30 protein-coding genes, 1 tRNA gene and 3 pseudogenes are annotated in these 25,651 nt (G+C 69.0%); 13 read left to right on the top strand and 21 right to left on the bottom strand.

Going from position 1 to position 25,651, the window contains the following annotated elements; genetic code table 11:
* Window positions 1-25: 25 nt before the first annotated feature.
* From ACKTSN_RS42925 to ACKTSN_RS42940, 4 genes are all read right to left on the bottom strand, one after another.
* Window positions 26-727, bottom strand: coding sequence for a DUF6286 domain-containing protein (locus ACKTSN_RS42925; protein WP_409474013.1), 702 nt, complete (start codon window positions 725-727; stop codon window positions 26-28).
* Between the two features lie 48 nt (window positions 728-775).
* Window positions 776-1,192: an Asp23/Gls24 family envelope stress response protein gene (locus ACKTSN_RS42930; RefSeq protein ID WP_409474014.1), complete on the bottom strand. Its 417-nt coding sequence runs from the start codon at window positions 1,190-1,192 to the stop codon at window positions 776-778.
* Window positions 1,189-1,356 (bottom strand): hypothetical protein, encoded by a 168-nt coding sequence (locus ACKTSN_RS42935; RefSeq protein WP_409474015.1) that lies wholly within the window; start codon window positions 1,354-1,356, stop codon window positions 1,189-1,191. The genes ACKTSN_RS42930 and ACKTSN_RS42935 overlap by 4 nt, the downstream gene beginning before the upstream one ends.
* Window positions 1,357-1,435: 79 nt before the next feature.
* Window positions 1,436-1,918, bottom strand: a complete 483-nt coding sequence (locus ACKTSN_RS42940; RefSeq protein ID WP_409475064.1) for an Asp23/Gls24 family envelope stress response protein — start codon at window positions 1,916-1,918, stop codon at window positions 1,436-1,438.
* A gap of 156 nt (window positions 1,919-2,074) precedes the next feature.
* Here ACKTSN_RS42940 and ACKTSN_RS42945 point away from each other — a divergent pair, with 156 nt between their 5' ends.
* From ACKTSN_RS42945 to ACKTSN_RS42955, 3 genes are read left to right on the top strand one after another with little or no spacing between them, the layout of a single operon-like run.
* Entirely contained in the window at window positions 2,075-2,650 is a 576-nt protein-coding gene (locus tag ACKTSN_RS42945) for an RNA polymerase sigma factor (protein ID WP_409474016.1), read from the top strand.
* Window positions 2,641-3,321 (top strand): hypothetical protein, encoded by a 681-nt coding sequence (locus ACKTSN_RS42950; protein ID WP_409474017.1) that lies wholly within the window; start codon window positions 2,641-2,643, stop codon window positions 3,319-3,321. Before ACKTSN_RS42945 ends, ACKTSN_RS42950 begins: the two co-directional genes overlap by 10 nt.
* Window positions 3,321-3,698: a hypothetical protein gene (locus tag ACKTSN_RS42955; protein WP_409474018.1), complete on the top strand. Its 378-nt coding sequence runs from the start codon at window positions 3,321-3,323 to the stop codon at window positions 3,696-3,698. The genes ACKTSN_RS42950 and ACKTSN_RS42955 overlap by 1 nt, the downstream gene beginning before the upstream one ends.
* Before the next feature lie 210 nt (window positions 3,699-3,908).
* Here the strand turns inward: ACKTSN_RS42955 and ACKTSN_RS42960 are convergent, their stop codons facing one another.
* The 4 genes from ACKTSN_RS42960 to ACKTSN_RS42975 all read right to left on the bottom strand — a co-directional run bounded on the left by ACKTSN_RS42960 (window position 3,909) and on the right by ACKTSN_RS42975 (window position 8,814).
* A complete protein-coding gene (locus tag ACKTSN_RS42960; RefSeq protein ID WP_409474019.1) occupies window positions 3,909-4,964 on the bottom strand; it encodes a fatty acid desaturase family protein in 1,056 nt (351 codons plus the stop codon).
* Between the two features lie 43 nt (window positions 4,965-5,007).
* Window positions 5,008-6,102, bottom strand: coding sequence for a ferredoxin reductase (locus ACKTSN_RS42965; RefSeq protein WP_409474020.1), 1,095 nt, complete (start codon window positions 6,100-6,102; stop codon window positions 5,008-5,010).
* A 572-nt stretch (window positions 6,103-6,674) separates the two neighbouring features.
* A complete protein-coding gene (locus ACKTSN_RS42970; RefSeq protein ID WP_409474021.1) occupies window positions 6,675-6,890 on the bottom strand; it encodes a hypothetical protein in 216 nt (71 codons plus the stop codon).
* A gap of 661 nt (window positions 6,891-7,551) precedes the next feature.
* Window positions 7,552-8,814 carry an IS701 family transposase gene (locus tag ACKTSN_RS42975; RefSeq protein WP_409474022.1) on the bottom strand — a complete coding sequence of 421 codons (1,263 nt, stop codon included), beginning with the start codon at window positions 8,812-8,814 and terminating at the stop codon, window positions 7,552-7,554.
* A 134-nt stretch (window positions 8,815-8,948) separates the two neighbouring features.
* Here ACKTSN_RS42975 and ACKTSN_RS42980 point away from each other — a divergent pair, with 134 nt between their 5' ends.
* From ACKTSN_RS42980 to ACKTSN_RS42990, 3 genes are all read left to right on the top strand, one after another.
* Window positions 8,949-9,317: a hypothetical protein gene (locus tag ACKTSN_RS42980; RefSeq protein ID WP_409474023.1), complete on the top strand. Its 369-nt coding sequence runs from the start codon at window positions 8,949-8,951 to the stop codon at window positions 9,315-9,317.
* An 81-nt stretch (window positions 9,318-9,398) separates the two neighbouring features.
* A complete protein-coding gene (locus tag ACKTSN_RS42985) occupies window positions 9,399-9,944 on the top strand; it encodes a hypothetical protein (RefSeq protein ID WP_409475065.1) in 546 nt (181 codons plus the stop codon).
* Window positions 9,945-10,017: 73 nt separating this feature from the next.
* Entirely contained in the window at window positions 10,018-10,569 is a 552-nt protein-coding gene (locus tag ACKTSN_RS42990) for a hypothetical protein (RefSeq protein WP_409467218.1), read from the top strand.
* On the opposite strand, the gene ACKTSN_RS42995 is transcribed toward ACKTSN_RS42990, so the two are convergent.
* The gene (locus tag ACKTSN_RS42995) at window positions 10,517-11,473 is read right to left on the bottom strand and encodes an IS5 family transposase (RefSeq protein ID WP_409467219.1); all 957 of its coding nucleotides are present in this window, start codon (window positions 11,471-11,473) and stop codon (window positions 10,517-10,519) included. The genes ACKTSN_RS42990 and ACKTSN_RS42995 overlap by 53 nt on opposite strands.
* Window positions 11,474-11,861: 388 nt before the next feature.
* Between ACKTSN_RS42995 and ACKTSN_RS43000 the strand changes: the two are divergent.
* Together ACKTSN_RS43000 and ACKTSN_RS43005 are read left to right on the top strand one after the other, a co-directional pair.
* A pseudogene (locus ACKTSN_RS43000) lies at window positions 11,862-12,053 on the top strand (hypothetical protein); the annotation flags it as partial.
* Between the two features lie 72 nt (window positions 12,054-12,125).
* The gene (locus tag ACKTSN_RS43005; RefSeq protein WP_409475066.1) at window positions 12,126-12,305 is read left to right on the top strand and encodes a transposase; all 180 of its coding nucleotides are present in this window, start codon (window positions 12,126-12,128) and stop codon (window positions 12,303-12,305) included.
* 243 nt (window positions 12,306-12,548) lie between these two features.
* Here the strand turns inward: ACKTSN_RS43005 and ACKTSN_RS43010 are convergent, their stop codons facing one another.
* Window positions 12,549-13,169, bottom strand: a complete 621-nt coding sequence (locus ACKTSN_RS43010) for a hypothetical protein (protein ID WP_409474024.1) — start codon at window positions 13,167-13,169, stop codon at window positions 12,549-12,551.
* A 359-nt stretch (window positions 13,170-13,528) separates the two neighbouring features.
* Here ACKTSN_RS43010 and trhA point away from each other — a divergent pair, with 359 nt between their 5' ends.
* Entirely contained in the window at window positions 13,529-14,164 is a 636-nt protein-coding gene (trhA, locus tag ACKTSN_RS43015; RefSeq protein WP_409474025.1) for a PAQR family membrane homeostasis protein TrhA, read from the top strand.
* Window positions 14,165-14,497: 333 nt separating this feature from the next.
* On the opposite strand, the gene ACKTSN_RS43020 is transcribed toward trhA, so the two are convergent.
* Window positions 14,498-14,836, bottom strand: a complete 339-nt coding sequence (locus ACKTSN_RS43020; RefSeq protein ID WP_409474026.1) for a MerR family transcriptional regulator — start codon at window positions 14,834-14,836, stop codon at window positions 14,498-14,500.
* Window positions 14,837-15,812: 976 nt separating this feature from the next.
* On the opposite strand from ACKTSN_RS43020, the pseudogene ACKTSN_RS43025 reads away from it, so the two are divergent.
* Both ACKTSN_RS43025 and ACKTSN_RS43030 read left to right on the top strand, forming a co-directional pair.
* Window positions 15,813-16,101 (top strand): annotated as a pseudogene (locus ACKTSN_RS43025) (ATP-binding protein); the annotation flags it as partial.
* A gap of 79 nt (window positions 16,102-16,180) precedes the next feature.
* Window positions 16,181-16,540 carry a hypothetical protein gene (locus ACKTSN_RS43030; protein ID WP_409474027.1) on the top strand — a complete coding sequence of 120 codons (360 nt, stop codon included), beginning with the start codon at window positions 16,181-16,183 and terminating at the stop codon, window positions 16,538-16,540.
* 110 nt (window positions 16,541-16,650) lie between these two features.
* Here the strand turns inward: ACKTSN_RS43030 and ACKTSN_RS43035 are convergent, their stop codons facing one another.
* From ACKTSN_RS43035 to ACKTSN_RS43050, 4 genes are all read right to left on the bottom strand, one after another.
* Window positions 16,651-16,959 (bottom strand): SCO5918 family protein, encoded by a 309-nt coding sequence (locus tag ACKTSN_RS43035; protein WP_409474028.1) that lies wholly within the window; start codon window positions 16,957-16,959, stop codon window positions 16,651-16,653.
* A gap of 50 nt (window positions 16,960-17,009) precedes the next feature.
* On the bottom strand, window positions 17,010-17,414 hold the full coding sequence (locus tag ACKTSN_RS43040; protein WP_409474029.1) for a CBS domain-containing protein: 405 nt from the start codon (window positions 17,412-17,414) through the stop codon (window positions 17,010-17,012).
* 46 nt (window positions 17,415-17,460) lie between these two features.
* A complete protein-coding gene (locus tag ACKTSN_RS43045) occupies window positions 17,461-18,957 on the bottom strand; it encodes a DEAD/DEAH box helicase (protein ID WP_409474030.1) in 1,497 nt (498 codons plus the stop codon).
* A 346-nt stretch (window positions 18,958-19,303) separates the two neighbouring features.
* Window positions 19,304-19,507 (bottom strand): cold-shock protein, encoded by a 204-nt coding sequence (locus ACKTSN_RS43050; RefSeq protein WP_023586116.1) that lies wholly within the window; start codon window positions 19,505-19,507, stop codon window positions 19,304-19,306.
* A gap of 859 nt (window positions 19,508-20,366) precedes the next feature.
* Between ACKTSN_RS43050 and ACKTSN_RS43055 the strand changes: the two genes are divergently transcribed.
* A complete protein-coding gene (locus ACKTSN_RS43055; RefSeq protein ID WP_409474031.1) occupies window positions 20,367-20,945 on the top strand; it encodes a carbonic anhydrase in 579 nt (192 codons plus the stop codon).
* A gap of 139 nt (window positions 20,946-21,084) precedes the next feature.
* On the opposite strand, the pseudogene ACKTSN_RS43060 reads toward ACKTSN_RS43055, so the two are convergent.
* Window positions 21,085-21,752 (bottom strand): annotated as a pseudogene (locus tag ACKTSN_RS43060) (IS5 family transposase); the annotation flags it as partial.
* Window positions 21,753-21,888: 136 nt separating this feature from the next.
* Here ACKTSN_RS43060 and ACKTSN_RS43065 point away from each other — a divergent pair.
* Window positions 21,889-22,758, top strand: a complete 870-nt coding sequence (locus tag ACKTSN_RS43065; RefSeq protein ID WP_409475067.1) for a site-specific integrase — start codon at window positions 21,889-21,891, stop codon at window positions 22,756-22,758.
* Here the strand turns inward: ACKTSN_RS43065 and ACKTSN_RS43070 are convergent.
* The 5 genes from ACKTSN_RS43070 to ACKTSN_RS43090 form a co-directional block, all read right to left on the bottom strand.
* A tRNA-Arg gene (locus ACKTSN_RS43070) sits at window positions 22,720-22,784 on the bottom strand. The two genes, ACKTSN_RS43065 and ACKTSN_RS43070, sit on opposite strands and share 39 nt — an antisense overlap.
* Before the next feature lie 10 nt (window positions 22,785-22,794).
* A complete protein-coding gene (locus tag ACKTSN_RS43075) occupies window positions 22,795-23,049 on the bottom strand; it encodes an EF-hand domain-containing protein (RefSeq protein ID WP_409474032.1) in 255 nt (84 codons plus the stop codon).
* Between the two features lie 160 nt (window positions 23,050-23,209).
* Entirely contained in the window at window positions 23,210-24,418 is a 1,209-nt protein-coding gene (locus ACKTSN_RS43080) for a cation:proton antiporter (protein ID WP_409474033.1), read from the bottom strand.
* Window positions 24,419-24,562: 144 nt separating this feature from the next.
* Window positions 24,563-25,075, bottom strand: a complete 513-nt coding sequence (gene msrA / locus ACKTSN_RS43085) for a peptide-methionine (S)-S-oxide reductase MsrA (RefSeq protein WP_409474034.1) — start codon at window positions 25,073-25,075, stop codon at window positions 24,563-24,565.
* Window positions 25,076-25,242: 167 nt separating this feature from the next.
* The gene (locus tag ACKTSN_RS43090) at window positions 25,243-25,638 is read right to left on the bottom strand and encodes a CBS domain-containing protein (protein ID WP_409474035.1); all 396 of its coding nucleotides are present in this window, start codon (window positions 25,636-25,638) and stop codon (window positions 25,243-25,245) included.
* Between the last annotated feature and the right edge of the window lie 13 nt (window positions 25,639-25,651).

Raw genomic sequence — 25,651 nt, forward strand, 5'->3', positions numbered from 1 at the left:
GTGCGGGCTCCGGTGCTGGGTGTCGTCAGGCGGTGCGTTGCCGTACACGTACGACGATGCGGGGAGGATGGGACAGGGCGAGCCGGTCGCGTTCCTCGTTGAGGACGGCGGAGAGGTCGTCCTTGACCTGCTCAGGGTCGCGGAAGCGGATGTCCGCGCGGGCTTTGATGCGATGGCGACGGACCCGGATGTGAGCCGTGCTGACGCCTGGGACCCGCATGGCGGCGTCGCGCAGCAGAGCGGCAGCGCCGTCGCGGTCCAGTGAGGCCCGCAGGTGGGGCGGGGGACAGCCGGGAGGGGATCGCAGAGGCAGCAGGCGCCGTAGGCCGGGGGTGAGTGCCAGGGTGATCAGCCAGACGCCGACGGCAGCAGCCACGGCGGCTCCCGTGAGCATCCACACGTCGTCCACCGGACGAGTGGCCAGTTCGTCGGCCAGGTGCTTTCGCCAGGCTGCTGCCTGGCGTCCGGCCCGTACGGCGACGACATCGGACAGTGCCGCGCCTGCCGCCACGAGAATCGCCGACGCGACCAGGGCAGCCGGAAGGCGGCGCGCGGACCATGGGCGGTGGGTCGTGTGCTGTCCGTTGTGGTCGCCCGCTGCCGTGTTCGGCTGGGGCGCGTCGCGTTCGGGCGGTTCGGACTCGGTCGGCTGGTTCGCCGATGACACCGTGTCACGGTGCACCGGTGGTGCGGAGCTGCGGCCGGGAGGTCCCGGGTCGGGTGTCATTCCGGTCCTCCTTCGTGTGCGGCATGTCGGGCGACCGAGCGCGGTGGTTCACCGGACCCGTCCCCGGTTCGCGTGGGTGACGCTTACCAGTCGCCGGATGGTGAGGGTGACTTCTGCTACGTGCAGGCCGGTCAGCTGAGCCACCCGCTCGGCGACGTCGTGCTGTATCCGCTCACAGACGCGGGGGATGTCGGTGGGATAGGGCAAATCCAGGGCCAGGTGCAGGCGCACCGATCCGGTATGGGCGGCAGCGGAGGCGCTCGGCGCTGCCGATCCGCTCCGGTCAGGCGGTAGGGCGGCACGCCTGGACTGAGCCGCACGTGCGGCCTGGGTGGCGATACGGGCGACCACCTTGTCGGGGATGACGGTGGCGCCCCGATCGGCCGGGGGTGGCAGGTCGACGGCCCGCGGCGATGGGCTGCGCGCGGTGCCGGGCGGTCCGGCGGAGCCGGGTGGGGCACTCACCGCTGCCTCCGTGCGGGAAGTTCGAGGTCACCCTGCAGGACGAGGCCGACGATCAAACCCGCCGCGCCCAGGACCAGAACGAGCAGGAACGCCCAGAAGCCGCCGAAGTAACCGGCGAAGCCCAGGGCCATGCCGGCCGCCAGGCCCGTAGTCGCTGTGTTCATCACTCACTCACCCGTCTCGCGAGCGCCATCCATGTGATCACCCGCTCACGCCGGGACGCGGCCGTGAATCACGGCCGGGTCACCTCACGCGGCCCTCACCCGGTTCGGACTCTTCCTCCTCATCAGGGAGGTGGACGTCATCGACGGCGATGTTCACCTCGACGACCTCCAGTCCCGTCATCCGCTCCACGGCGCTGATCACGTTGCTGCGCACGTCACCGGCGACATCGACGATGGAGACGCCGTACTCGACGACGACGTCCAGGTCCACGGCGGCCTGGCGCTCTCCTACCTCGACCTTCACCCCTCGTGTGACGCCGCCGCCTCCGCCCGGGACGCGCTCCCGCACGGCGCCGATGGCGCGGGCCATCCCCGCTCCGAGGTTGTGGATGCCCGGTATCTCGCGGGCGGCCATGCCCGCGATCTTGGCCACCACGCCGTCCGCGATGGTGGTCTTTCCCCGTGTCTCCGCCGGAGCCCCGGCCCCGGTACGGCCCTGCAGCGCGCTCGTGTCTCCGTCGGGCGGGCTGCCCTTGCCGACGCTGGTGCTGTTGTCCGTCATGGCGGTCGCCTCGATCGGTCGGTCGGGCACCGGCGTGATACCCGTCGCAAAGTTGGACATACGGGGCGGTCGGCTTCTCACGCGCATTTAATGTGACCTGCATCACATTGAATGCGGTGGGGTACACGTTCGTCCCGAGCCGTGAGCAGGAGCGGCATGATCGAGCAGACCGGTTTCCCACCGCTGGGATGCGACCTGCCGGACGGACTGCTGGTCGTGCGGGCGGCCGAAGGAGACGAGGACTCCTTCGCTGTTCTCGTCCAGCGGCACAGCCGGCCCCTCCTGGCCCTGGCCCGTTGCATGCTCGGCAACGCCCAGGACGCCGAGGACGCTGTTCAGGACGCCTTCGTCAGCGCCTGGCGGCGACTGCCGGAATACCGCCACGGTGCGCAGTTCCGCACCTGGATGTACCGGATCACCGTCAACCGTTGCCTGACCATGCGACGCCGCCGACTTCCGCCCCTCTCCTTGGACGCCGTTGCCGAAGCCGCAACGGTCGACGAGTGGAGCTCGCCCGCCCGGGCCGCAGAGCAGAACGCGGCCACGGCCGCCCTGGCCCGCGCGCTCGGCGAGCTGGACGCCGGACAGCGTGTCTGCTGGATCCTGCGGGAACTGCAGGGCCTGCCCTACAAGGAGATCGCCCACGTGACACAGACCAGTGAGCAGACGGTGCGCGGCAGACTGTTCAGGGCACGCCGGTCCCTGAAGGAGGCGATGGCCCCATGGCGCTAGACGACTCGCACGCGCGGCCTTCCGAACCGCCCGGAACCGACGGGCCTCGCAACATCCCAGCCGTCGATGACGCGGCCCCGCTCGCAGGTGACGAGGTACTGCCCTGCGGCCGCCTGCTCAGCCGGGCCTGGGAACAGGCACAGGACGCGGCGCCGGCCGCGGATCCGCACACCGTGTCATGTCCCCACTGCCGCGAGGCCGTCGAGGGACTGGCCACGGTGAACGCGGCCACGCGGGCGATGCGCGCCAAGGACCCGCCCGGCCTGCAGGCACTCGCCGACCGGGTCATGAGCGTCGTCAGGGCCGAGGTCCGCCTCGGACGGCTGCTGCCACTGGCCGACACCGACCTGGATCTGAGGATCGCCGAGAGCGCCGCGGCGAAAGTGCTGCGGCAGGCCGCGGACACGGTGCCCGGTGCGCGGGCCGCGACCTGCCGGCTCGTACCCGCGGGTGAGGGCACCGGCGTGCAGGTGACCATGACCCTGGCCGCCGCCCTCGACCGCCCGCTGCCCGACAAGGTTCATCAGGTACGCCGATCGGTCATCAATACCGCCGACCAAGCTCTGGGGCTGGCCGTGACGGCCGTCGACATCATCGTGGTCGACGTGCTGGAGCCGTTCTTGCCCCTCAGCCCCGCGGGCTCCGGTCACCCCACAGGCGGTGGTACGTGATGGCTGCCACCGACGCGACCACTCTCCTCGGCGTCGCGGCCGAGGCGGCCCTCGCGGTTCCCGGCGTGGCCGGCCTGCAGCCCCGCCTCGCTCACCGCCTCGCGGCGGCCGCCTCGCCTACGCGACCGGAGACAACAGCTGAACGCACCCCGTCCGAGGCGGGCGTCCGCACCGACCGGGCGCCGGACGGCCCGGGATGGCACATCGAGGTGCGCTGCGTCCTGGCTGAAGGCCACAGGGCGTCGGACACGGCCCGGAACGTCCACAACCAGGTACGGGCCGCTGTCATCTCCCACCTCGCCGCACACGGCTTCCCGGAAGCGGCCACCGTCACCGTCACGGTCACCCGTATCGTCGCCCGGCACCACACAGCATGAGCGCCACACGCGACGGCCACACGACGAGGCCCGGACTGCTGCGTGTCGGGCCAGGCACCGCACCCGTCCCGCAGCGGATGAACCAGAAGAGGTAGCGAAACCGGAGACGGAGGGCCCCGGGTGACCGCCCAGCGCCGGACCGACAGGCCGCGGGCCCCGGTGCGGGCCACGGGGCCCCGTGCGTCGGCGAACCGGCTCGTACGGGGGGTGTTACGGGAGCGCCATGCGCCAGATGCGGGCCCAGGTGGAGGCGTACTGGCGCAGCAGCGGGCCGGTGGTGTACGGGATGCCGTACTTCTCGCACAGCTTGCGCACCCGGGGAGCGATCTGGGCATATCGGTTGCTGGGCAGGTCGGGGAAGAGGTGGTGCTCGATCTGGTGGCTGAGGTTGCCGGTGAGGATGTGCAGGAGAGGGCCGCCGTCGATGTTCGCCGAGCCGAGTGCCTGCCGTACGTACCACTCGCCGCGCGACTCGCCCTCGATCTCGTCCTCGGTGAAGGATTCCGCGCCGGCGGGGAAGTGGCCGCAGAAGATGACGGTGTGCGCCCAGATGTTGCGGGTGACATTGGCGGTGAGGTTGCCGAGCAGGCAGGGAAGGGCGGACGGGCCGGCCAGCAGCGGGAAGAGGACGTAGTCCTTGGCGGATTGCCGTGCCGCCTTGCGGGCCGCACCTGCGAGGTCGTCCAGGAACGCGCGCAGCGGCTTGCGGCCCTGGACGACGGCCTCGGGCTCCAGGTCGTACAGCGCGATGGCCCACTCGAAGAGCGGTGCCAGCAGCGGCCCGCCGTACAGGGGCTGAAGGAGATGGACGGGGTGCCAGCGCTGGTCTGCGCTCATCCGCATGGCCACGTAGCCCAGGTCCCGGTCCCGGCCCACCACGTTGGTCCAGGTGTGGTGCAGGTCGTTGTGGGTGTGCTTCCAGGCGGCGGCCGGGGTGGGGAAGTCCCACTCCCAGGTGGTGGAGTGGATGGCCAGGTCGCGCATCCAGTCCCACTGGCCGTGCAGGATGTTGTGGCCCAGCTCCATGTTCTCCAGGATCTTGGCGGTGGTGAGCATCGCCGTTCCGGCCAGCCAGGCGGGCGGAAGCAGGGACACGGTCAGCGCGGCCCGGCCACCGGCTTCCAGGGCGCGGTGCACGGTGATGAGTGTGCGGATGTAGTGGGCGTCCTCGGCGCCGCGCTCGGCCAGCACCTCGGCGCGGATGCGGTCCAGTTCCTGCCCGAAGGCGTCGGCTTCGTGCGGCGCAAGAGCAAGCGCAGCGGCCACTGGTTCTCCCCTTTCTAAAGGCTTGAGGCTCCACAGATGGTTTCTACAGGTCGATGTGCACGGGTCCACAGGCGGCCGACACGCAGGTCTGGATCAGATCGCCCGGCTCGCCGTGTACGTCGCCGGTCCGCAGATCGCGGACCCGGCCGGCGGACAGCGGGCTGACGCAGCTGTGGCAGATGCCCATACGGCAGCCGCTGGGCATGACGACACCCGCCGCCTCGCCCACGGCCAGCAGGGACGTGGCGGAGCCGGCGTCCGTCTCTACACCGCTGCGGGTGAAGCGCACCCGCCCGCCGTGCCCGCCCGATCCACTGCCCGGCGCGGCCGGTGACAGCGGCCGGAACCGCTCCAGATGCAGCCGGCGCCGGGCATCCGCGTCGCGCCAGGCCCGCTCGGCGAACGCGAGCAGCCCTTCCGGGCCGCAGGCCCAGGCCTCGCGCTTATCCCAGTCAGGGCACAGAGCGCCCAGGCGCACCCGATCCAACCGCCCTTCCCGGCGGGTGTGGTGTTCGTACAGCGCGAACCAGCTCTCGCGGGCTGCCATGGCACGCAGCTCACCGCCGAAGACCACTCGGTCGGCGTCCGGCGCGCTGTGCACCAGCACGGTGTCCGGGCGGCGGCCCCTGCGCCCGGCGAGTGCGCGCAGCATGGCCACCACGGGAGTGATGCCAATACCGCCGGTCAGCAACAGCAGGCGCGCCGGCGGCGGGTCGGGCAGCACGAAATCCCCCTGGACAGGACCGAGGCGCAGGATTTCCCCGGGCCGGACCCGGTGGGCCAGGTGCGGCGACACCCGCCCGTCCGGGACCCCCCGCACCGTGATGGCGAAACGCCCGGAGCCGTCCGGCGGGGTCGTGATCGAGTACGTCCGCCAGTGCAGTACGCCGTCGATGCCCACTCCCACCGGCACGTACTGACCCGCCGCGCGATGCCCCGACCAGCCGCGCCCCGCCCGCACCACGAGCGTCGTCGCGTCCGCCGTCTCCGTCCGGACCGCCTCCACCCGGCCCGTCGGCCACCTGGCCGACCACAGGGGATCGACGACCGCCAGAAAGTCGTCGGGCAGTAACGGCGTGGTCAGCCGCCCGGCTCCCTGCCACACGGGTCGCGCCAGTTGATGCAGCACACCGACCATTCCGCCGTCCCATTCCCTGTCACTTTCCTCACTCTCCGATCACCTACGCTCACGCAGCCGTGGAGGACCGGCAACCCGGGCTGCTCCTTCCCTGACGGGCATCACGGTGGCGCTCCCCGCGGCTCCGGCGGCCGATCCCCGGCATGGCGTCGTTGTAGCGCAGGTCCGCGGGTCCGTTCCTCACTGCGAGTGCTGAGCCGGGCGGATCAGGGCGGTTCCGGCTCACTGCGACCGGGCCGCGGTCATGGCGAGGATCGCTGCCATGGTGAGCGGTCTCCGTGGGCCTCGACTCCCTCGGCCCGAGGGCAAGGGCCGTCGCGCTCCGTGGCGGGAGTGCGGCGGTGGTGCCCAGGCCCCGCCGTCCGTCTCCCAAGCATCCTCCGCGCTTCGGGCGTCGGTGACGTCGCCGGTCGCCTCCTCATCGGCCATCAGCCGGTCGGCCGTGCGCGCGTCACCGACGGTCGCCGCGGCGGCCATCAGCCGCGCGGCGGAGGCCGCACGCCGGTGGCGGTCGTGCGCCTACAGTCACCGGCCGTGGCCGTCTCCTGCGGCGGGCTGTCGGTCCTCAGCCGTCACCGGCGGCGTCGGGCACGGATGGGGCGCGTGCCGCGCTGGTAGATGTCGGGGATGCCGTCGGCGTCCTCGTCGAGGTGCTCCGCCTCCCACAGCCTGCGGTAGATGCTGTTACGGCGTTTGACCAGCAGCGCGGCCATGCCGGCGGGGAGCAGTGAGCCGAGCAGTACGGCGGCCTTGATCCGCTCGGTGTCAGCTGGGTCGGCGAAGGCCACCTCCCTCAGCGCACCGGAGTGGGCGTTTGCGGCCCTTGACAGCCCCAGCCCTCATGGGTGCGTGGATACGCTGTGCTGGCGCCGTTGCGCGGGCCTGGTCGTACCGCTGTTGACCGTGGTTGTCCGTTCTGAAGGGCACGTCGTGGGCACGACGCCGCTGAGCTGTTTGGCCAAGGGGGGTGGCGCTTGCGTCGGCGCATCCCGCCGTCGCTCGGGCGGATCGGGAGCCTCGGTTGCGACTGCACATCTCGCAGGAGGCTGCTGGTTCCGGCACTCGTTGGCGGTGGCCATCTTGCAGGTGAGCAGGTTGCCCGCGCTGGTGCCGTATCGGCGCATCGTGCGGCCGATGCTGCAGTCGAGGACAGTGCGGCGATCACCGCGCCGACGGTAACCGCGAGGCTGTGCTCCTGAGCGGCGGCAGCCCGGCATCCAACTCGTCGCTCCGAAGGCCCCTCATTCTGGTAACAGCGATGAACTCTGGCCGTGCAGCCACTGGGAGGTCATTAAGCTGGCTGACCTTCCGCGTTGAGTGGAGGGCTAGTAGGGCTTTGTTAGGTCCTGTGGTGGGGTTCGGGTGCTGGTGCGGGTTGGCCGCATATCGAGCAGGCGCCGGTCCAGGTGGCCAGGAGGGCCTGGAGTTCGCGGAGGACCGCGTAGAGGGTCAGGCCGGCGCAGGGGCTTTTGGGTCGAGCCTGAGCATGGTGCAGAAGGCCTGGGCGAGGGACGCGAGGGTGACGTGGCGGTGCCAGCCGAGGTAGTTGCGGCCCTCGAAGTGGTCCAGGCCCAGACCGTCCTTGAGCTCGCGGTAGTCGTGCTCAACTCGCCATCGGATCTTGGCGATTCGTACCAGTTCGCGCAGTGGGGTGTCGGCGGGAAGCGTCGAGAGCCAGTAGTCGGTTGGCTCGGCGGAGTCGGGTGGCCACTCGACGAGCAGCCAGCAGTCGGGCAGGGAGCCGTCGGCGGCGCGGCGGATGGTGCGGTTGGCCGGTCGGACCCGCAGGGCCAGGAACTGCGAGCGCATCTCGGCGTTCGGGTTGCGTCTGGTGGCCTTGCTGCCCTGGCGCCAGGTGACGGTGCGGGTGGCCGCTCGGCCGACGGCCAGGGCCAGGGCGCGCAGGGTGGTGTGCGGTTGGGGGTAGGCGGACACGGGAGGGCGGCCCTGCCCGGAGTACGGCGGGCGTTGGGGTGTGGCATTGCCGGGGTGCGCGGTCGTGGTGGCTTTGACCGCGACCGCGTAGGTCAGGCCGCGCTCGGTCAGGCCCTCGCGAAAGCCGGTGGCGTCGCCGTATCCGGCGTCGGCGGCGACCGGAAGGTCGGGCAACTCCCAGTTGTCGCGCACCTCGTCGAGCATGTCCAGCGCCAGGCGCCACTTCTCCCGGTGCCGCTCGGTGTCCGGGATTCCCGCCTTGGCGCGGCGGCGCCGGATCGCCTCGGCCATCAGCGCGTCCTCGCCGTACTTGGTGTCGTCCCAGCTCTCGGGCAGGGACAGGCGCCAGTCGACAGCCGATGACGCACGGTCACTGACCAGGTTCACACTGACGCCGACCTGGCAGTTGCCGCGCTTACCCAGGGCGCCGCAGTACATCCGCGCCACCCCCGGTGAGTCGTAGCCGTCCTTGGGGAAGCCGACATCATCGATCGCGTACGCCTCGGGAGAAATGTGCGCGGCAGCCCAACGGGCCAGCCGCTCACGGACCTTGGAGTAGTCCCAGGTGGACGATGAGACGAACTGCTGCAGCTGCTGGTGGTCCACGCCCAGGCGCTCGGCCATCGGCTGCATGGACTTGCGCTTGCCGTCCAGCATCAGCCCGCGCAGATACAGCTCGCCCTTGGCCCGCTGGTCCCGACGCGCCAGCGAACCGAGCATCTCCGCCGCGAACGCCTCCAGGCGCGGGCGGACCGTCTCCATCTCCTCAGGTGTCACACCTGACAGAACATCACAATCTACCTGACGATGATCAATCGGGGTACCTAACAAAGCCCTACTAGTTGTGTGTGGGGGAGGACGTCGGCTGGCCGCGCCGGTGCTGCAAGGCACTGCTGACGTAGGTGTGGGCCATGTCCGGCTGTGTGCGTAAGGCGGCACAGGCGATGGACAGTGGACAGGAGCAACTCGGGGAGCGCGTATTGGCGCAGGCTGCTGCGATCTTCGCTGCTCGCTCGGATGTTGGCGCGACGGAGTTGCTCCGCGCGGTTGAGAGGTTGGATTTCGAGCAGACCGAGGACGGGTACACGACGGCCACCAATTGGCACGACTACTTCTGGGCTGCTGTCTTCTACATCGACGCGGTCGACTTCCCCAGCTTCGGCGACGAGGCCCTGGACCACTTGCTGCCGACGATCGCTGAAGTGGCCAGTCAGAACGGCCGGTCAGCCGTCGACCGGATCCTGATCAAGCCGGCACTTCCCGACCCGGCCGTGAACTAGCGTCAAGCGTTCGAGGGCGGCGAGGGGCTGGCGCTCCTCCAGCCGCACGACATACGCGCGGCCGAGGACAAGCGGGGGCGCATCACCGAGGTCACCCGTATGCGGCTCTTCGACACCCTTCGACTGCAGAACGTCGACTGGTCCGGCAGGCTGGAGGAATCGGAGTTCCTCAAGCGCATTTTCGATCTGGATGCGTTGGAAAGCTACGACTCACGCTTCCCGACTGCCGAGGGCGACATCTACCAGCACCGCGTCAACAACTATGACTGGGAACCGGACTGGATCTTCACCGACGAGCGGTTCGGACTGCGCCGCGGCCCGGACGCGATCCTCCTCCGATTCCTCTCCGAAATGCTCCACCCCGTTGTGCGGACTGATGCGGAAGAGCTGCGAGAGCTGCTGGAACTGTTCAACACCCTGCTGGCCCGGGACGGTTACGCGCTCGTACCCGTTGACTCCATCAGCGGCTACCCCGTCTACGGTGGGCGCCGCATTCCGATACAGGCACGACCCGCGATCCCGGTCCGTGTTCAGCAGACACCCGACCATGCGTCTGCGGCCAAGAGCGGTGCTCTGAGCCCGTACGACCTGGTGCGAGCTCAGAAGCCGTCTCTCAACCGAACGTGATCGGTTGATCCTTGCTGGTCAGGAATGGTTTCGCTCGGGGTGAGGGAGGGATGCGGCGTCTTGTGTCCGCTTCATGACCGAGGGGTGCGCGGTGGCGTCGGTGCTGGGAATGCTGGAGGAGCGGGAGGCGGCTGCCCGTGTGCGGGTGGAGGGTCTGCGGGAGGAAGCCGCTCGGCTGGCTGAGGTGTTGGAGGCCGCGGAGATCGAGCTGGACCGGCGGGTGATCGCGCGGGAGGAGCTGCTCGAGGCCCTGGCTGTGTCTGCGGCCGAGTCCACTGCGGTGACGGAGAGCGGGGCGGAGCAGGAAAGGGCGCCATCGACCGTGCCGGTGCCGGGCTCGACGGTGCCGCCGTGGCGGGACGGGCTGCCGGTGACGGTGCTGGCGCCGGACTATCAGCGGATTCTGGGCGTGCTGGAGGAGCGGCGCTCAGCGGGCGAGGGACCGGCGAAGGCCAAGGAGGTCGCGGTTCAGCTGGGCCTGGGGACGACACCGGCGAAGGTCGAGGGGGTGCGCTCGAAGGCCAGGCGCCTGGCGGAGCGCGGGTGGCTGCTGCAGGAGACGTCGGGAGCGTTCAGCGCCGGCCGGCGGCCCGTGGCCGCGCCAGGCGCCGGCTCATCCGCGTGACCATCGACCACCGGATCATCGCCTCGCTGGAAGCGGGCAGCGTCTCGTAATCTCTCGCCAGACGGCGGGAGTTCATCAGCCAGGCGAACGTGCGCTCCGCCACCCAGCGTCTGGGGAGCACCACGAACCCTGTCATGTCGTCGGTGCGCTTGACGATCTCCAAGGTCAGGGCGAGTTTGTCCCGGCACCAGTCGACGAGGCCGCCGGTGTAGCCTCCGTCGGCCCAGACCAGGGTGATGTCGCGGTGCAGGCGGCGCAGCCGTCTCAGCAGGCCGGCCGCGGCGTCGCGGTCGCCGATGTTCGCGGCGGTGACCGCGACGACCAGGAGCAGGCCGAGGCAGTCGGTCACGATGTGCCGTTTGCGGCCCGGCACCTTCTTCCCGCCGTCGTAGCCGCGTGAGGAGGCCGGCACCGTCGCGGCGGCCCGCACCGACTGCGCGTCGATGATCCCCGCCGTGGGCTCGGCCTGGCGGCCCTCGCGTTCACGGACCCTCCCGCGCAGCCGGTCATGGAACTCGGCGATCAGCCCGTGCTCGCGCCAACGGCGGAAGAAGGCGTAGACCCGGCCCCATGCGGGGAAGTCCGCGGGCATCGCCCGCCAGGAGATCCCGCCCGCGACCAAATAGCGGATCGCGTCCAGCATCTGGCGGTGGCAATACCCCTCGGGCTGCCCGCCTCTGCCTTGGAGCCAGGCCGGCACCGGCAGCAACGGCCGGATGGCCGCCCACTCCGCGTCCGTCATGTCCGACGGATACCGGCGCACCCGATCGGGATGATCGGCCGCGTTGCCGTACACGTGCGCGAGGCAATCGCACGACACGGCGGGCGAGTTGAAGTGGGCGGGCTCGGGCGCGTACAACAACGACAACAGGGCCTCCGGGAACCGCTCGGATTGGGGTCGCACCCCCGAGCTACCAGGAGGCCCTGCCTTCATGCGCGTACGGCCGGAAGATCACCCGACCAGGAACTCCGTTCGATCTGCACGTTCCAAGATCGGTTGAGAGACGGCTTCTCAGGCCCGCGGTGACCGGAAGGACTACCGCCTCGATCGACTTCCCATGGAGGAGGGCGGACAAGCACAGGTCTTCCGGGCAGTGCACAAAGCGACCAACGCCGAAGTCGCCTTCAAGCGCCGGAGTTCGGGCGGGGCTGTGGCGTCGGCTCCACCGGGCGGTCCTGGACGAACTCGGTGCGCGGGGCGAACCGGACTGGGCCTCGGCGATCGTCGACGCCGCCTCGGTCCGGGCTGAAAGGGGGGCACGCCGACCGGGCCGAACCCGGTCGATCGCGGCAAGAAGGGCAGCAAACTGCATGTGCTGTCCGAGGCCCAGGGCATCCCGCTCGCCGTCGCGGTGTCCGGCGCGAACACCCACGACAGCCTGGCCCTCAAGCCGCTGATCCGCGGCATACCCGCCGTCCGCTCCCGACGCGGGCCGCTCCGGCCCCTGCCGACCGGCCAAACGGCCAACCATCGTGCCTATTAGGCGTACTTCTCCGCCGAACATCTCGCCTGGCTGCGCGAACGCGGACTCGTCCCACGCATCGCACGTCCCGGGATCGAATCGAGCGAGCGGCTCGGCCGACACCGCTGGAAGATCGAGCGGTCGATCGCCTGGCTGTTCGGCTACCGCCGGCTCACCGTCCGGTACGAGCGAAAGGGCTCCCACTTCCTCGCCTTCCTCGGCCTCGCAGCCGCCCTCACCTGCTACAAGAAGCTCGCAAAACTCACCACATGAGACAGCCTCTTAGCCGTTGTAAGCGCGTGTGATCCTGCATGAAGCAGATGCAGGATCACGTCGTGGCAGGCGTGGCCAGGCCACGTTCTTCGTCTGTCCTCCCTGACTGGGAGACTGCGCGCTGCTCGTGACAAGGGGGCGGTGAAGGACCGACGAGGAAGCCTGACGATCGGTGGGTGGAGAGGAGTCGTGCCGCCCTCGTCCACCGGCTCTTCGGACGCATGTGCGTGCCGCTCGGCCGGGTCAGATACTCGTCCATGCATCGATGAAGGCGTTTCGTCCGGCGGGATCGGCCGACTTGTGGTCCGCGTGAAGGACGCGCCAGGCGGTGAGTTCGAGGTCCCGGAGCCAAAGTTCGCCAATGACCTGTTCTTTGAGGTCAGGGAGGTGGTCGGACTCGGTGAGCGCTTGGCCGATCACCTCTGCGGCCGCAACGCGCTGGGGAGGCGTCATCTCGTCGACAGCCGAGAGGATCTGTCCGGCCAGACCGGTTCCTTCTCCGGCCAGCGAACGCAGCACCAGTTCCTTGATGTTGGTCGGCAGCAGGTAGGCAGTGCCCGAGGATCTCCACAGGTCCGACCAGAAGCGTTCTCCTGCCTCGGTGGGGGTGGGGAGCGCGGCCAGCAGTCCGAGAAGGTGCGCGGTGGCCGCGTAGCCATCGGAGTGGGCCGCCGCGAGGACCGCGATGCCGGCGACACGCTCCACGTCGAGACGGCCGGTTTCGAGCTGTGGGGGCAGTCCCAATCTCAGTTCCAGCTGATGTGCGAGGGGGGCGGATGCGTGGGAGCGGAACTCGGGAAGCATCGGCGGTCCTTGGGCGTAGGCGGGCGGAGATGCGCGCTCGGGAATCTTGATCTTTCCCATGCTCAGTCGGCTTACACCGCTTCTGCAGGCCCAGTTGGTGGCAGGTCGCAGGGGCCGGCGCTCACCTGGTGGCCGAGCAGGCCACGTCCGGTGATGCCGGCCTGGCGGCACGAGGCCGACCTCCGGGAACGCTGTTGCGGGCAGGCTCCTAGCATGACCGCAGGGTTGCCAGTGATGACCAGAAGTCCGAGACAGGACGGGAAGTTGTGTCCCGCGACGACGCCGACGGCGGAGGCGCTGCCCCCGCGCGGGTGAAAGGAGAGGGGGCCACTTCAGCCGGTCTCTCCTGCGGATCACACCATGGCAAGGCCGGGGAGAGCCCTCACCCAGTTGCCTCCCTGGTGGAGCGGGCGGCCAACATGGTCGAGCCGATCAAGCCGAAGCTGCGTGGCTGGCTCCACGCCGCGATGGTCCCCACCTCGTTGAGCGCTGGCATCGTCCTGATCTGCCTGACCCGGACGCAGCAGGCGGCCCTGGCCTGCACCGTGTACTCCGTTACCGCCTGGCTCCGGTTCGGGACGAGCGCCGTCTACCACCTGGGCACCTGGGGGTCACTGGGCGAGGCCGTTCTGCGTCGCCTCGACCACGCCAACATCTTCCTGATCACCGCCGGAACCTGCACCCCTCTGGCCGTACTCCTCCTCCCCCCTGACCGGCGAACCCTGCTGCTGTGGATCGTATGGACGGGCGCGCTGGCCGGCATCGCCTTCCGTGTCCTGTGGGTCAGAGCTCCCCGCTGGCTGTACACCCCCTGCTACCTGGCCCTGGGGTGGGCACCGGTGCGTTACCTGCCCGACTTCCTGCACACCGGCGGAGCGGCCGTAGTCACCCTGATAGTGACCGGCGGTCTCCTCCACAGTGCGGGCGCGGTGGTCTACGCCGTCCAACGCCCCGACCCCTCGCCCCGCTGGTTCGGCTTCCACGAGGTGTTCCACGCCCTGACCGTGGCAGCCTTCACCGCGCACTACATCGCCATCTCCCTCGCCGCCTACTGACCACAACAGCAGGCGCATCCACTCCTGCGGCACGGTGCGCTCGCCGCACTCGCGGCCCGATCAGCGACTGCGGCCGTACGGGGGATGTCCTGGAGGAGAGGCGGCAAACGACCGTTTGCTCGCGGCGGTTGGTGAGGAGGGCGAGATGGATCCACCCGGAACTTCGGGTATGGAGCCTGTCGGCCGCCGCACCCGCTGTGGCGGCGCCGCGACCGGGGCCTGAGGCGAGCGAAGCGCCAGGAGAACCGTTCGGACACGAGGACCCTCCCTGCGCGTCACATTCCGGCCATGCGCGTGGGTGAGGGCCCGCCGATCCCGGCGGGCCCGCTCACCTCAGGCCCCGGCCGATGGATTGGACGATCCGCCGGCGCGGCGGTATTCGGCGTTGATGCGCTGGGCTTCTTCGAGCTGGTCTTCGAGGATGATGATCCGGCATGCGGCCTCGATCGAGGTGCCCTGGTCGACGAGTTCACGCGCGCGTGCCGCGATACGCAGTTGGTAGCGGGAGTAGCGGCGGTGTCCGCCCTCGGAGCGCAGTGGTGTGATCAGTCGTGCTTCGCCGATGGCGCGGAGGAAGCCGGGAGTGGTACCGAGCAACTCGGCGGCCCGGCCCATCGTGTAGGCGGGGTAGTCGTCGTCGTCGAGACGGCCTAGCGACTCTTCTGCTGTCATCTCACCTCTCTGTGGAACGCGTGGAGGGCCCTGGTGCCGTACGGCACCAGGGCCCCGAAGGAACTGCAACACCATCTGCCGACCCTAGTACTGCGCCGGCCTTCTGTTTCCGCACAGCCGCCCGATACGCCGACGGGGGTGCGGGGACCGCGGATGCGTGACCGGAGACCACCTACCTATCGATGTCCTACGGTACCCGGGCTCATCTCTTCCACCCGGGCGATCCTGATGGCGCTCGACTCCTCCGTTCTTCCTCTCAACCAATCACTTGCAAACGGGGACTCCGTACTGCTTGTACTGCTGATACCGCGAACTGCTGGTGGCCTCACACAGCGCCACTCTCCGGCAGCCGGCCCCGTCGCCTGTCCTGCGTCTGCTCTGGCTTGGAACCCCACTGCCGAACTCCCCGGCACGCGCGTCCGCAGCCCGACGCCTTCACCGAGGGCACCGCTCAATACAGCACTGCTGGTACTGCAACCGCGTCAACTGCGGTCCTGTTCACGGCGGCCCCTCACCACTGCGGGCCACCCGGTCCGGTCGTCAGTCCCGTCGCCGTCGTACAACAACCTGGCTTCGAAACTCCACCACCGCACCGTCATGCGTGTACTACGGCCCGGCAGTTCGTGTCTGCCGGGCCTTGCTCGATCTCTGCTACGAGAGAAACCATAATCATGTGAGCATCGAATGTCTACTCCAGCGACCATAGATTTGGTGCGCTCGACGATGAGGTACCCCCTTGGGCCGGTCTGCGAATGCTTGGGACCGTCTGCAGCGCAGGTCCGGCGTACGGCTGAGACCCAGAGCTGCCCGCTGGGCTTCCCGTGACGCCGCCGACCGGCGCGTCGCGTCGACCGCGATTCTCAGTCCCCTCTGACAAGCACGGTTGCTCAGACGGGTTGGCGGGGTGGCGGGCGGGGCACAGGGGTCGGGTGGGCAAGGGCCGGGCATGGACGATCCGGAGACCAGGGTGACCCTGATGAACACGATGTCCGCCAACGCCATAACTGTCCGTTCCACTGCGGCCGTTGCCGACGCACGCGATACGGCACGAGCCTTCCTCGAAGACCTGCGGCAGCCGACCAATGCCCCGGGGAGCCGCGGACACAGCGGTCTCGATCGTGTCCGAGCTCGTCACCAACGCCCTGCGCCACGGCGGGGGCACCTGCACACTGGAACTGACGGCTCACCCGGACACCATCGAGGTGGCCGTCCACGGCTCGCAGGCGCCACACATGCGCACCCCTGACCTGTATTGCGGCACCGGGGAAGCCGTGTGCGCTCGTCTTACCCGGTAGTGCCACCTCCCAAGCCGCCCGGACGGGCCGGTGCATAGAATCCGATCTCATGCCGAAGCCTGACGAGCTGATCGTTGACATCGCCGCCCTTGTGGAGTCCGGGCAGAGCACTCAGATGTCCCTGACCGTGGTCACCGGTGGTGCTGTCATCACCGGTCGCCTGGCTCCCGAAGCCGTGTGGAGGCAGAGGGTGTCGGAGGTGCTGAGGGATTCCGCCCACCTGGGCGAGTTCTCCGCTGTCTTCGACACCCCCGCGAAGAAGGACGGGCCGCCCACGCATCTGCACTTCCATGTCGCCCGGATCCTTCAGGGCACGGTGGGGATCCCGGAGACGGGCGGGATGTACCGCGTCGCGATCGAGGACGTCAGTGCCTGGACCGTGGGCGACTTCAGCTACTCCGATCACTGACCCACTGACCCACCGCCACGCCGAGAGCGGCACGGCACGCAGTGAGGGCCCTACCGGCGCGCGCCGGTAGGGCCCTCACTTCTCTGTTCGGCTCGCGCCTGTCCCGTCGGTCAGACGGACAGGGGGGTGCCGAGCATTGCGGAAGCCCGCTGCAACGAGCTTTCGATGCGCGCGGGTGCGGCCTCGGGAAGGGTGCGACAGGTGAAGCCGAGCCGGGACATGGCCCGGAGGACTTCGCCGGCACTGAAATCGCGGCGGTCCTGGCGGGTGATGACCTGGCCGACCTGCTTGACGGGGTAGTGGCGTCGTCCGATGATCACGGACTCGCCGGTGACCGGCTCGGGCTTGACGCCCTTCATCGATTCCAGCACGCCGCTCTTGGTCAGCTCGAACGGGAAGCGGGCGATGACACAGCGCATGATGCCTCACAGGGGAGAAGGAGAGACGGGGCCGACCGCCGTGAAGCGGTTCAGCGGGAGAGGGCGAGGACGCCCAGAGCGTTGCCGTGTTCGTCGACCACGGGCAGGACCCCGAGCCGGCGGCAGCGCATCGCAGGCTCGGCTTCGGCCCTCGTGGTCAGCGGCGAGGCGAAGGGCCCGATGACGTCCGCGATGTCACGCAGACGGATCCGGTCCGTGTATCCGGAACTGTCACGAACGGCCGTGAGCCTGGCCCGAGTGACCAGGCCGGTGCACAGACCGTCATCGTCGCAGACGACCAGATGACCCGTACGGGCGGCGGCCATCACAGACAGTGCCACCTCCACGGTCATGTCCTCCCAGACCTGCGGTCCGGCCGCGTCCATGGAGTCGGCCACCGTGCTGTGCACGGGGTGAGCGCTCGCCGGGCGGGTCTGCATCTGGACCAGCGTCAAAGGGTGCCTCCTGCGGAGTTGGGTCGGCTTCCTGATCACGAAGGTTCTATGCGGCCGCACCGACGGTGGACTGCCGTACGGGCGCGCGGCGGGCCGCCGAAGCGGGGCGGCGTCGGCCGCGTGAGGTGGCGCTGCGCTTCTTGGGGCGTTCGACCACCGGCGCGGTGATGACGACCGGGATGCCGGAGGGGGCCTGGGCGCCGGTGATGCGGTGCAGGGCCTCTTCGCCGACACGGACCTGGGTGGTCTGCGGGACGATGCCGGCCGCTGCCATGAGGCGGGTCATACCGCGGCGCTGGTTCGGGGTGACCAGGGTGACGACGCTGCCGGACTCGCCGGCACGGGCCGTACGGCCGCCGCGGTGGAGGTAGTCCTTGTGGTCGGTCGGCGGGTCGACGTTGACGACGAGGTCGAGGTTGTCGACGTGGATGCCGCGCGCCGCGACATTGGTCGCCACCAGCACGTTGACGTGCCCGGTCTTGAACTGCGCCAGCGTGCGCGTGCGCTGCGGCTGCGACTTCCCGCCGTGCAGGGCGGCGGCCCGTACCCCGCTGTTCAGGAGGTGCTCGGTGAGGCGGTCGACGGCGTGCTTGGTGTCGAGGAACATGATCACGCGGCCGTCGCGTGCGGCGATCTCGGTGGTGGCCGTGTGCTTGTCGGCGCCGTGGACATGCAGCACGTGGTGCTCCATCGTCGTGACCGCGCCGGCCGAGGGGTCGACGGAGTGCACGACGGGGTCGCTGAGGTAGCGGCGCACGAGCAGGTCGACGTTGCGGTCGAGGGTGGCGGAGAACAGCATGCGCTGGCCCTCGGGGCGGACCTGGTCGAGAAGGGCGGTGACCTGCGGCATGAAGCCCATGTCGGCCATCTGGTCGGCCTCGTCGAGGACGGTGATGGAGACCTGGTTCAGCCGGCAGTCGCCGCGGTCGATGAGGTCCTTGAGGCGTCCCGGTGTGGCGACGACGACCTCGGCGCCACCGCGTAGTGCGCTCGTCTGCCTGCCGATCGACGTCCCGCCCACCACCGTGGCCAGCCGCAGCTTCACGGAGCGGGCGTACGGGGCGAGCGCTTCGGTGACCTGTTGCGCCAGCTCACGCGTCGGTACGAGGATCAGCCCGAGCGGCCGCCTGGCTTCGGCTCGCTGCCCGGCCGTACGGGCCAGCAGCGCCAGCCCGAAGGCGAGGGTCTTGCCGGAGCCGGTGCGGCCACGGCCGAGGACGTCCCGGCCGACGAGGGAGTTCGGCAGGGTCGCGGCCTGGATCGGGAACGGCACGGTCACGCCTTGCGAGCCGAGCGCGGCCAGCAGTGCCCCGGGCATGTCGAGATCGGCGAAGCCCTCCACGGCGGGAAGCGCGGGGGTGATCGTCTTGGGGAGGGCGAACTCCCCCTGAATCGCGGCGGGCCGGCGGCCGTAACCACCGGAACGGCTCGGCCCGCCGGACCGGCGCGGGGCCGACGAACCGAATCGGCTGCCACCCCTTCCGGAGTCGGCACCGCCGTTACGGGTGCGGGCGAAGCGGTCGTTCGTGCGTGTGCGGTTCATGCGGAACCTTCCTCGATGCGGCACATATCAAGGAATTCCCGCAGCGATGAGCGGCACGGAGAATTACAAGAACGGGCCGGTGGAACGCGACAGCGAATCTGGCCGGCGGAAAATCCGTGCGGGCGCAGGCACTGAAATGAGTGGCGCGGTGTGGACGCAATATTCGGGCGTCCACGGCGATGCAGCTATGAAGGGATGCGTCTGCACCCCTGAAGGACGATCCGTGTGCGGTGAGCCTACGGATTTCCTGGTTGTCGTCCACAGGTGAAACCACTGCGGAAAATGCGAGCAGCTGGGGCCCGCACCCCGAAGGATGCGGGCCCCAGCTACAAAGTGCGCGTCAGTGTCAGGCGGGAACGATGTTCTCGGCCGTCGGGCCCTTCTGGCCCTGCGCGATGTCGAAGGTCACCTTCTGGCCCTCGAGCAGCTCTCGGAAGCCCTGGGCGGCGATGTTCGAGTAGTGGGCGAACACGTCAGCGCCGCCACCGTCCTGCTCGATGAAGCCGAAGCCCTTTTCCGCGTTGAACCACTTCACGGTACCAGCAGCCATGTCATTTCTCCTTTGGGGCAGTGCATCGGGGTCCGCACTGCGCGGACGCCGTGTCGCCGCGATGATCACCCCGCCCCGGAAAAGACCGGAAATACAAAGCGCTCCCAGCGGCACAGAGGCCGACTGGACAGCACTTGAAGTTTCGGGAACCACAACTGCAACTGAGGCCGACAGTAGCACGCCGCAGCGGCCTGTGTGCGGTGAAAAATCCCACTCCACTTATTGCGACAGAGAATCTTTCTGCATGTTCCGTTGAAATCTCAGCTCGCGGACACAGCTATTGATTCACCCGGAGCGCAACGTTTCGGGGAGCATGGGGCGCGCTCAGCGTAAGAGCTGCCCTCCCAAAGGGTCCTGCCGGCCTCGTGGGAGAAGGCCCGGAAGGAAGCGCCGGTCTGCTGCACCCCCCGCAGTCGGGCCACTCCCAGGACTGCGGGCATGCCGTCTGCCCGTCGTGACATTGAGACGGTTGCACCTCCTCAGCCTGCGCGCTTCGCCAGTGGCCTCGAACAGGACCTGAACGTCATCGCCGGCCTCTCCACTCCCTGGAACTCCGGCGTCGCGCGGTCTCACCACTTACGACGGCGCCAGGGGTTGAGCGACCAGTTCACAGCCTATTTCTCTGAGCCCAGCGCTCCGTGACACGATCACAGGCCCCCTGCGGGCCGGCCGCTCTGGCCCCCTGCGCCTGTCCCAAGAAGCTCCGGCCATCCGCGAAGCCACCCGAGTGCGATCAAGCTCGTCGACATCGACCCCGGCCGGGCTACCCGTGCAGGTCAAAGGCTGCGCGGTCATCACTGGGTGGTCGGACATCCTTATGGGCGAGCCTGCCCGGTCTGCGGCAGGGCAGGTGCACCCGATGGGATTCCTCGAGAGCAGTGAACGCGTCATGGAGCGATGGACAACCAACCTGTGGGGCTTCTTGCTCCCAGCCAAGCGCGAGCGAGGCGAGGCCGTGGCCATGCTGCTGCGGCAGTGTGACGACAACGCCCTGATCGTCGGCCGGCAGCGCGTGGTGGTGCGCACCGCAGGCCACGTCATGGGTGCGGAAGTGCTGGGCAGCATCGAGTACGGCGTGGACGTGCTGGGCTGCCCGCTGGTCGTGGTGCTCGGTCACGACTCGTGCGGCGCGGTCGGCGCAGCGTGCGCCGCGCTGGAGGACGGCATGGCACCGGCCGGGTACGTCCGGGACGTCGTCGAGCGGGTGACCCCCAGCGTGCTGGCAGCGCGGGCCGCCGGACGGGTCGAGCCGGAGGAGATCCTCGCCGAGCACATACGGCACACCGTCGACCTGCTGCTGGACCGCTCCCGGGTACTCGCCGAGAAGGTGGCCGCCGGCCGGGCCGCCGTGGTGGGCCTGTGCTACCGCCTGGCCGATGGCAGCGCGCAGCTCGTCGCGGCCCGCGGCCTTGATGCGGCGGTCCCCACCGCATCCTGACCGCCCCGGCCGTGGCTGCTCAGCGTGATGTGCCGCAGCCAGAGGACACCCTTATACGTGGATGAAGAACCCATCCGGCTCACCGCTTTGATCGCCCATGGAGGAGCATCCCCCCGATGGCTCACGGAGCCGACCGCGCGCCCAGCACCGTGCCGTGTTCGGTGCCGCGGCGGGCGATGGTCGGGGTGATCCCGACCGCCCGGACCTGCCTGCGGTACTTGTCGTGGTCGTAGCCCCGGTCGGCGTACAGCGCCTTGGGCCGTCGGCGGGGTCGTCCGCGCCGGCCGGGCACCGGCGGGACGGCCTCGATCAGCGGCATGAGCTGGGTGACGTCGTTGCGGTTGCCGCCGGTCAGCGACGCGGCCAGCGGGATGCCGTGCGCTTCGGTGATCAGATGGTGCTTGGAGCCTGTTCGGGCACGGTCGACCGGGCTCGGTCCGGTTTTGGGCCGCCTTTCATGGCCCGCGCGTGGGAACCGTCGATCACCGCCCTGGACCAGTCCAGAGCGCCGGTAGCGTGCAGCTCGGCCAGCAGCGATTCATGCAGACGCTGCCAGACACCCGCGTCATTCCAGTCGCGCAGACGCCGCCAACAGGTCATGCCGGAGCCGAAGCCCAGTTCCTGCGGCAGGAACTCCCATGGAATGCCGGTGTAGAGCACGAACAGGATGCCCGACAGCACCTTCCGGTCGTCCAGACGCCTGCGCCCCGGGTGATCCGCGCGGCGCGGCACGACCGGAAGCAACGGCTCGATCCGCGCCCACAGCTCATCGGACACGATCCACGGCAGCTGCTCACCCCTTCTCATGTGCAGGCCAACACACCATCAGGCAGCAACATTCCAAGGCAAGTTGGAGCATTTTGTTAGGAGTTCCAAGGCCCTCGTGTGGACCGAGGAACGCATCCTTCACTGGAAGCGCACCGGCGAGAAGCCCTCGCCGGTCATGGTCTGGACACCGGAGCGCACCGGCCTCTTCCTCGACCACGTCGCGGAGGACCGCCTTTACGCGCTCTTCCACCTGATCGCGTTCCGCGGGCTGCGACGCGGTGAGGCATGCGGCCAGAAGTGGACTGACACGCACTTGGACGCCGGGCTCATCACCGTCGCCAAGCAACTCGTGGTCGACGGCTGGGAGGTGTACGAGGACGACCCCAAGACCGATGCCGGCGCGCGGACCATCGCGCTGGACTCCGACACGGTCCAGGCCCTCAAGCGGCACCGCGCCCAGCAGGACAAGGACCGCGAGGAGTGGGGGAGCGCCTGGGTGGAGACCGGCCGCGTCTTCACCAAGGAGAACGGCGAGATGCTCCACCCCGCCAACGTCACACGGCGGTTCGTCGAGCTGTACGAGGAGATCGGACTCCCACCGGTCCGGCTCCACGACCTCCGCTACAGCGCGGCAACGCTGGCCCACGCGGCCGGAGCCGACCTGAAGGACATCCAGGAGATGCTCGGCCACTCCTCGATCACCATCACGGTCGACACGTACACGAGCCTGCTCCCCGAGGCCGACCTCGCCATCGCCGAGGCCGCAGCCCGGCTCGTACAGCGCGCCCGCGCCACCTCCGAGAACACCGCTCCCGAAGCGGAGCCCGAGCCCGACGGCGCGGAGAAGCCCGGCCCGGAGTCCGTGCCGGATGATGCTGATCCGTCGGGCGATATCCGGGAGATCAACTCCCCGTCCGCTCACGCAAACGGCCCCGGACGAGGAGTCCGAGGCCGATTAAAACGCCTCCCTGGGGGAGAAACCCCAGGTCAGCGGCGTAATGTGTTGTGCCCCCGGCAGGATTCGAGCCTGCGACACCCGCTTTAGGAGAGCAGCGCTCGTGCGGCGGAGGCCGGTCCAGTGTCAGTGCCAGCCGAAACGGCGGTCGACCAGTGCCGCGAACTCCTCCAGGGTCAGTACCGCGTCCCCGTTCTGGTCAGCGGCGTCGAACAGCGCGGAAGAGGCGTCGGCATCGCCCACGCCCCAAAACGGCAGATCCCCCGACGCGGCAAGAGACGGGCCCTTCGTGCGCAGGGCGATGATCACCTCTTCGCGGGTCAGGGTTCCGTTCTGGTCGAGGTCGAGTGCCTCGAACAGCTTCCGGGCCTTCTCGCTCATCTTGACGTCCTCGTTCCCGTCGTCGGAGGGGCGGGCCGACCCACCCGCTCCCAGACGAAAACGTCTCCGCTCCGGACCACGTTCCCCGCCTCCCAGCATCCCTTGCCGCCGTTGCGGTACGCCTGCGTCTGCCAAGTAACAGCGGAAGCCGTTCCTGGGATCAATCCGGGTCCTTTTCGGGCCCCGTACTTGCGGATGTTCGTGAACGGTTGAGCAACGGCAAGGCCGTCAGAGGAAACACGACCACTGACAGCAGGCCTGCCGCCACCAGCGCGGCGGCGTTGGCCGGTCGGATCGCGTCCAGCTTCAAGCCGATCGTTGTCGCGGCCACGATGACGGGGAGGGAGGTGGCCTGCAAGAGTCCGCTGGCCATGATCTCCGCGCGCGAGAGCCCGGCGCTGCGGTAGGCCAGTGCGGGCAGTCCCCGAACGAGGAGCAGCGCGGCAAGGAACATCGGTACCCGCAGCACCGTCCCAGCGTCCGCGAACAGGGCTCCGACGTCGAACTGGATACCGCTCGTCACGAAGAACACCGGGACGAGAAATCCATAGCCGAGGCCCTCCAGTTTGACGTGGAACTGCGGATGCGTCCGTTCGGCGTCGGGGTCGACCAGCCGTAGTACGGCCCCCGCAATGAAGGCACCCAGAATGGCCTCGAATCCCAGATGCAGGGCGACCGCGGACAGGCCGACAATCAGAGCCATTGTCAAGCGGACCCGGACTTGGGCGCTCGTGTCCGCCAGCTTCACCACGGCCCCGGACAACCACATGGAGCGTCCTGCACGCATCGAGGCCACCACGATGAGCGCCACCAGACAAGCAAGGCCGAGGAGGAGAAGCAGCCTGGAGGCCGGGCCCGATGAATGCTCGGAGAAGAACAGCGACAGCAACACCACGGCGCTGATCTCTCCTGCCGAGCCGCCACCGATGGTCAGTTGGCCGACCGGCCGATCGACCGCGTCGGCATCCTTCAGGATCGGGACCAGAAGACCCAGAGACGTGGCTACCAGCGCGGTGCCGATCAGCAGCGGGCTCTCGACCAGCCCGGCGATGTGCAGCACCCAGCCGATGGTCGCGGCCAGGGCAAGTGTGCCCGCCAGACCCATACCGACGAGCCGTGCCCACGGCCCGCGTAGGTGCTGGAAGTCGATCTCGAGCCCGGCAAGGAACAGCAGGAAGCTCAGGCCGATGATCGACAAGGCCTGAACGGTGGCGTCCGGTTGCACCACGTTCAGCACTGCCGGGCCAAGGACGATCCCGGCCACGATCTCGAGGACCGGGCCCGGGAGAGGGACGCGGGGCATCACCGCGAGGAGGAACGGGACGCCAGCGGATACCGCGAGAACGATGACCAGATTGTCGTACGGCATCGTGACTCCGGCGGCCGGTCGGCGCTGACACCCCGCTCCCACATCGGCTCCTACGTCTGAGCCTCGGCCCGCTGCACCGATAAGCCGACGTGGGGCCCCGCCTGACAGGTTGCAGAGTCCAGGCGCCTGTGCGGTTCGCCGCCGTCAAACCCTCGCGCGTGTGGGAAGCCGCCAGCCTGGGCGGACAAAGTGGCAGGTGTACCCGTTGGGATAGCGCTCCAAGTAGTCCTGGTGCTCGGGCTCGGCCTCCCAGAAGGGTCCGACGGGTTCAATTTCTGTCACAACCTTGCCGGGCCACAGGCCAGAAGCGTCGACATCGGCGACGGTGTCCTCCGCCGCTTTCCTCTGCTCCTCGTCCACGTAGTAGATGGCCGAGCGGTAGCTGAGACCGACGTCGTTACCCTGGCGGTTCTTCGTCGACGGATCGTGTATCTGGAAGAAGAACTCCAGGAGCGTGCGGAAGTCGGTCTGGTCGGGGTCGAATGTGATCTCGATCGCCTCGGCGTGTGTGCCGTGGTTGCGGTACGTGGCGTTGGGCACGTCACCGCCGGTGTAGCCGACGCGGGTCGACGTCACTCCGGGCAGGCGTCGAATCAGGTCCTGCATGCCCCAGAAACATCCGCCTGCCAGAACGGCCCTCTGTGTCTGTCCTGTCATCCCGGTCCTCCGCGTTTGTGTTGTCGTCGTTTCCGAACGGACTGCGGTAACCGGCAGGAGACAACTTCTGGGTTTTGCGGTACCCGGGTATTGTCCCTCCTTCCGCGATGAGCCGGAACCGCAGCGGGCCGGCACAGCTCAAGTACCAGACGGGCAGTGCTCGGATGTCAGTGGTTGGCTGGTGCATTGTTGAGTGCGATCAGTACCTCCTGGGCGTGCGGGGTGGAGGCGATGTCGCCCAGCGAGAGCAGACCCACGATGCGCCCCTCGTCCACGACGGGCAGCCGGCGCAATGCGTGATCCCGCATGAGCGCGCTTGCATCACACAGTGACGTGTCGGGGGTGACGGTGACGAGGTCCCCGGATGCGGCCTCCAGCGCTGTGATGCTGCCGGCGATCAGACCTTCGGCAATGACGCGGACCGCGATGTCGCGGTCGGTGACCAGCCCATGGAGGCGGTCGTCGCTGATGACCAGAACGCAGCCGACGTCGGCCTCCCGCATGCAGGCTGCCACCGCGGTCAGCGAGGTGTAGGGCTCAACCGTGACGACGTCGGTGGTCATGGCGTCGCGTACC

The sequence above is a fragment of the Streptomyces flavusporus genome (assembly GCF_046267975.1).
Taxonomy (GTDB): domain Bacteria; phylum Actinomycetota; class Actinomycetes; order Streptomycetales; family Streptomycetaceae; genus Streptomyces; species Streptomyces flavusporus.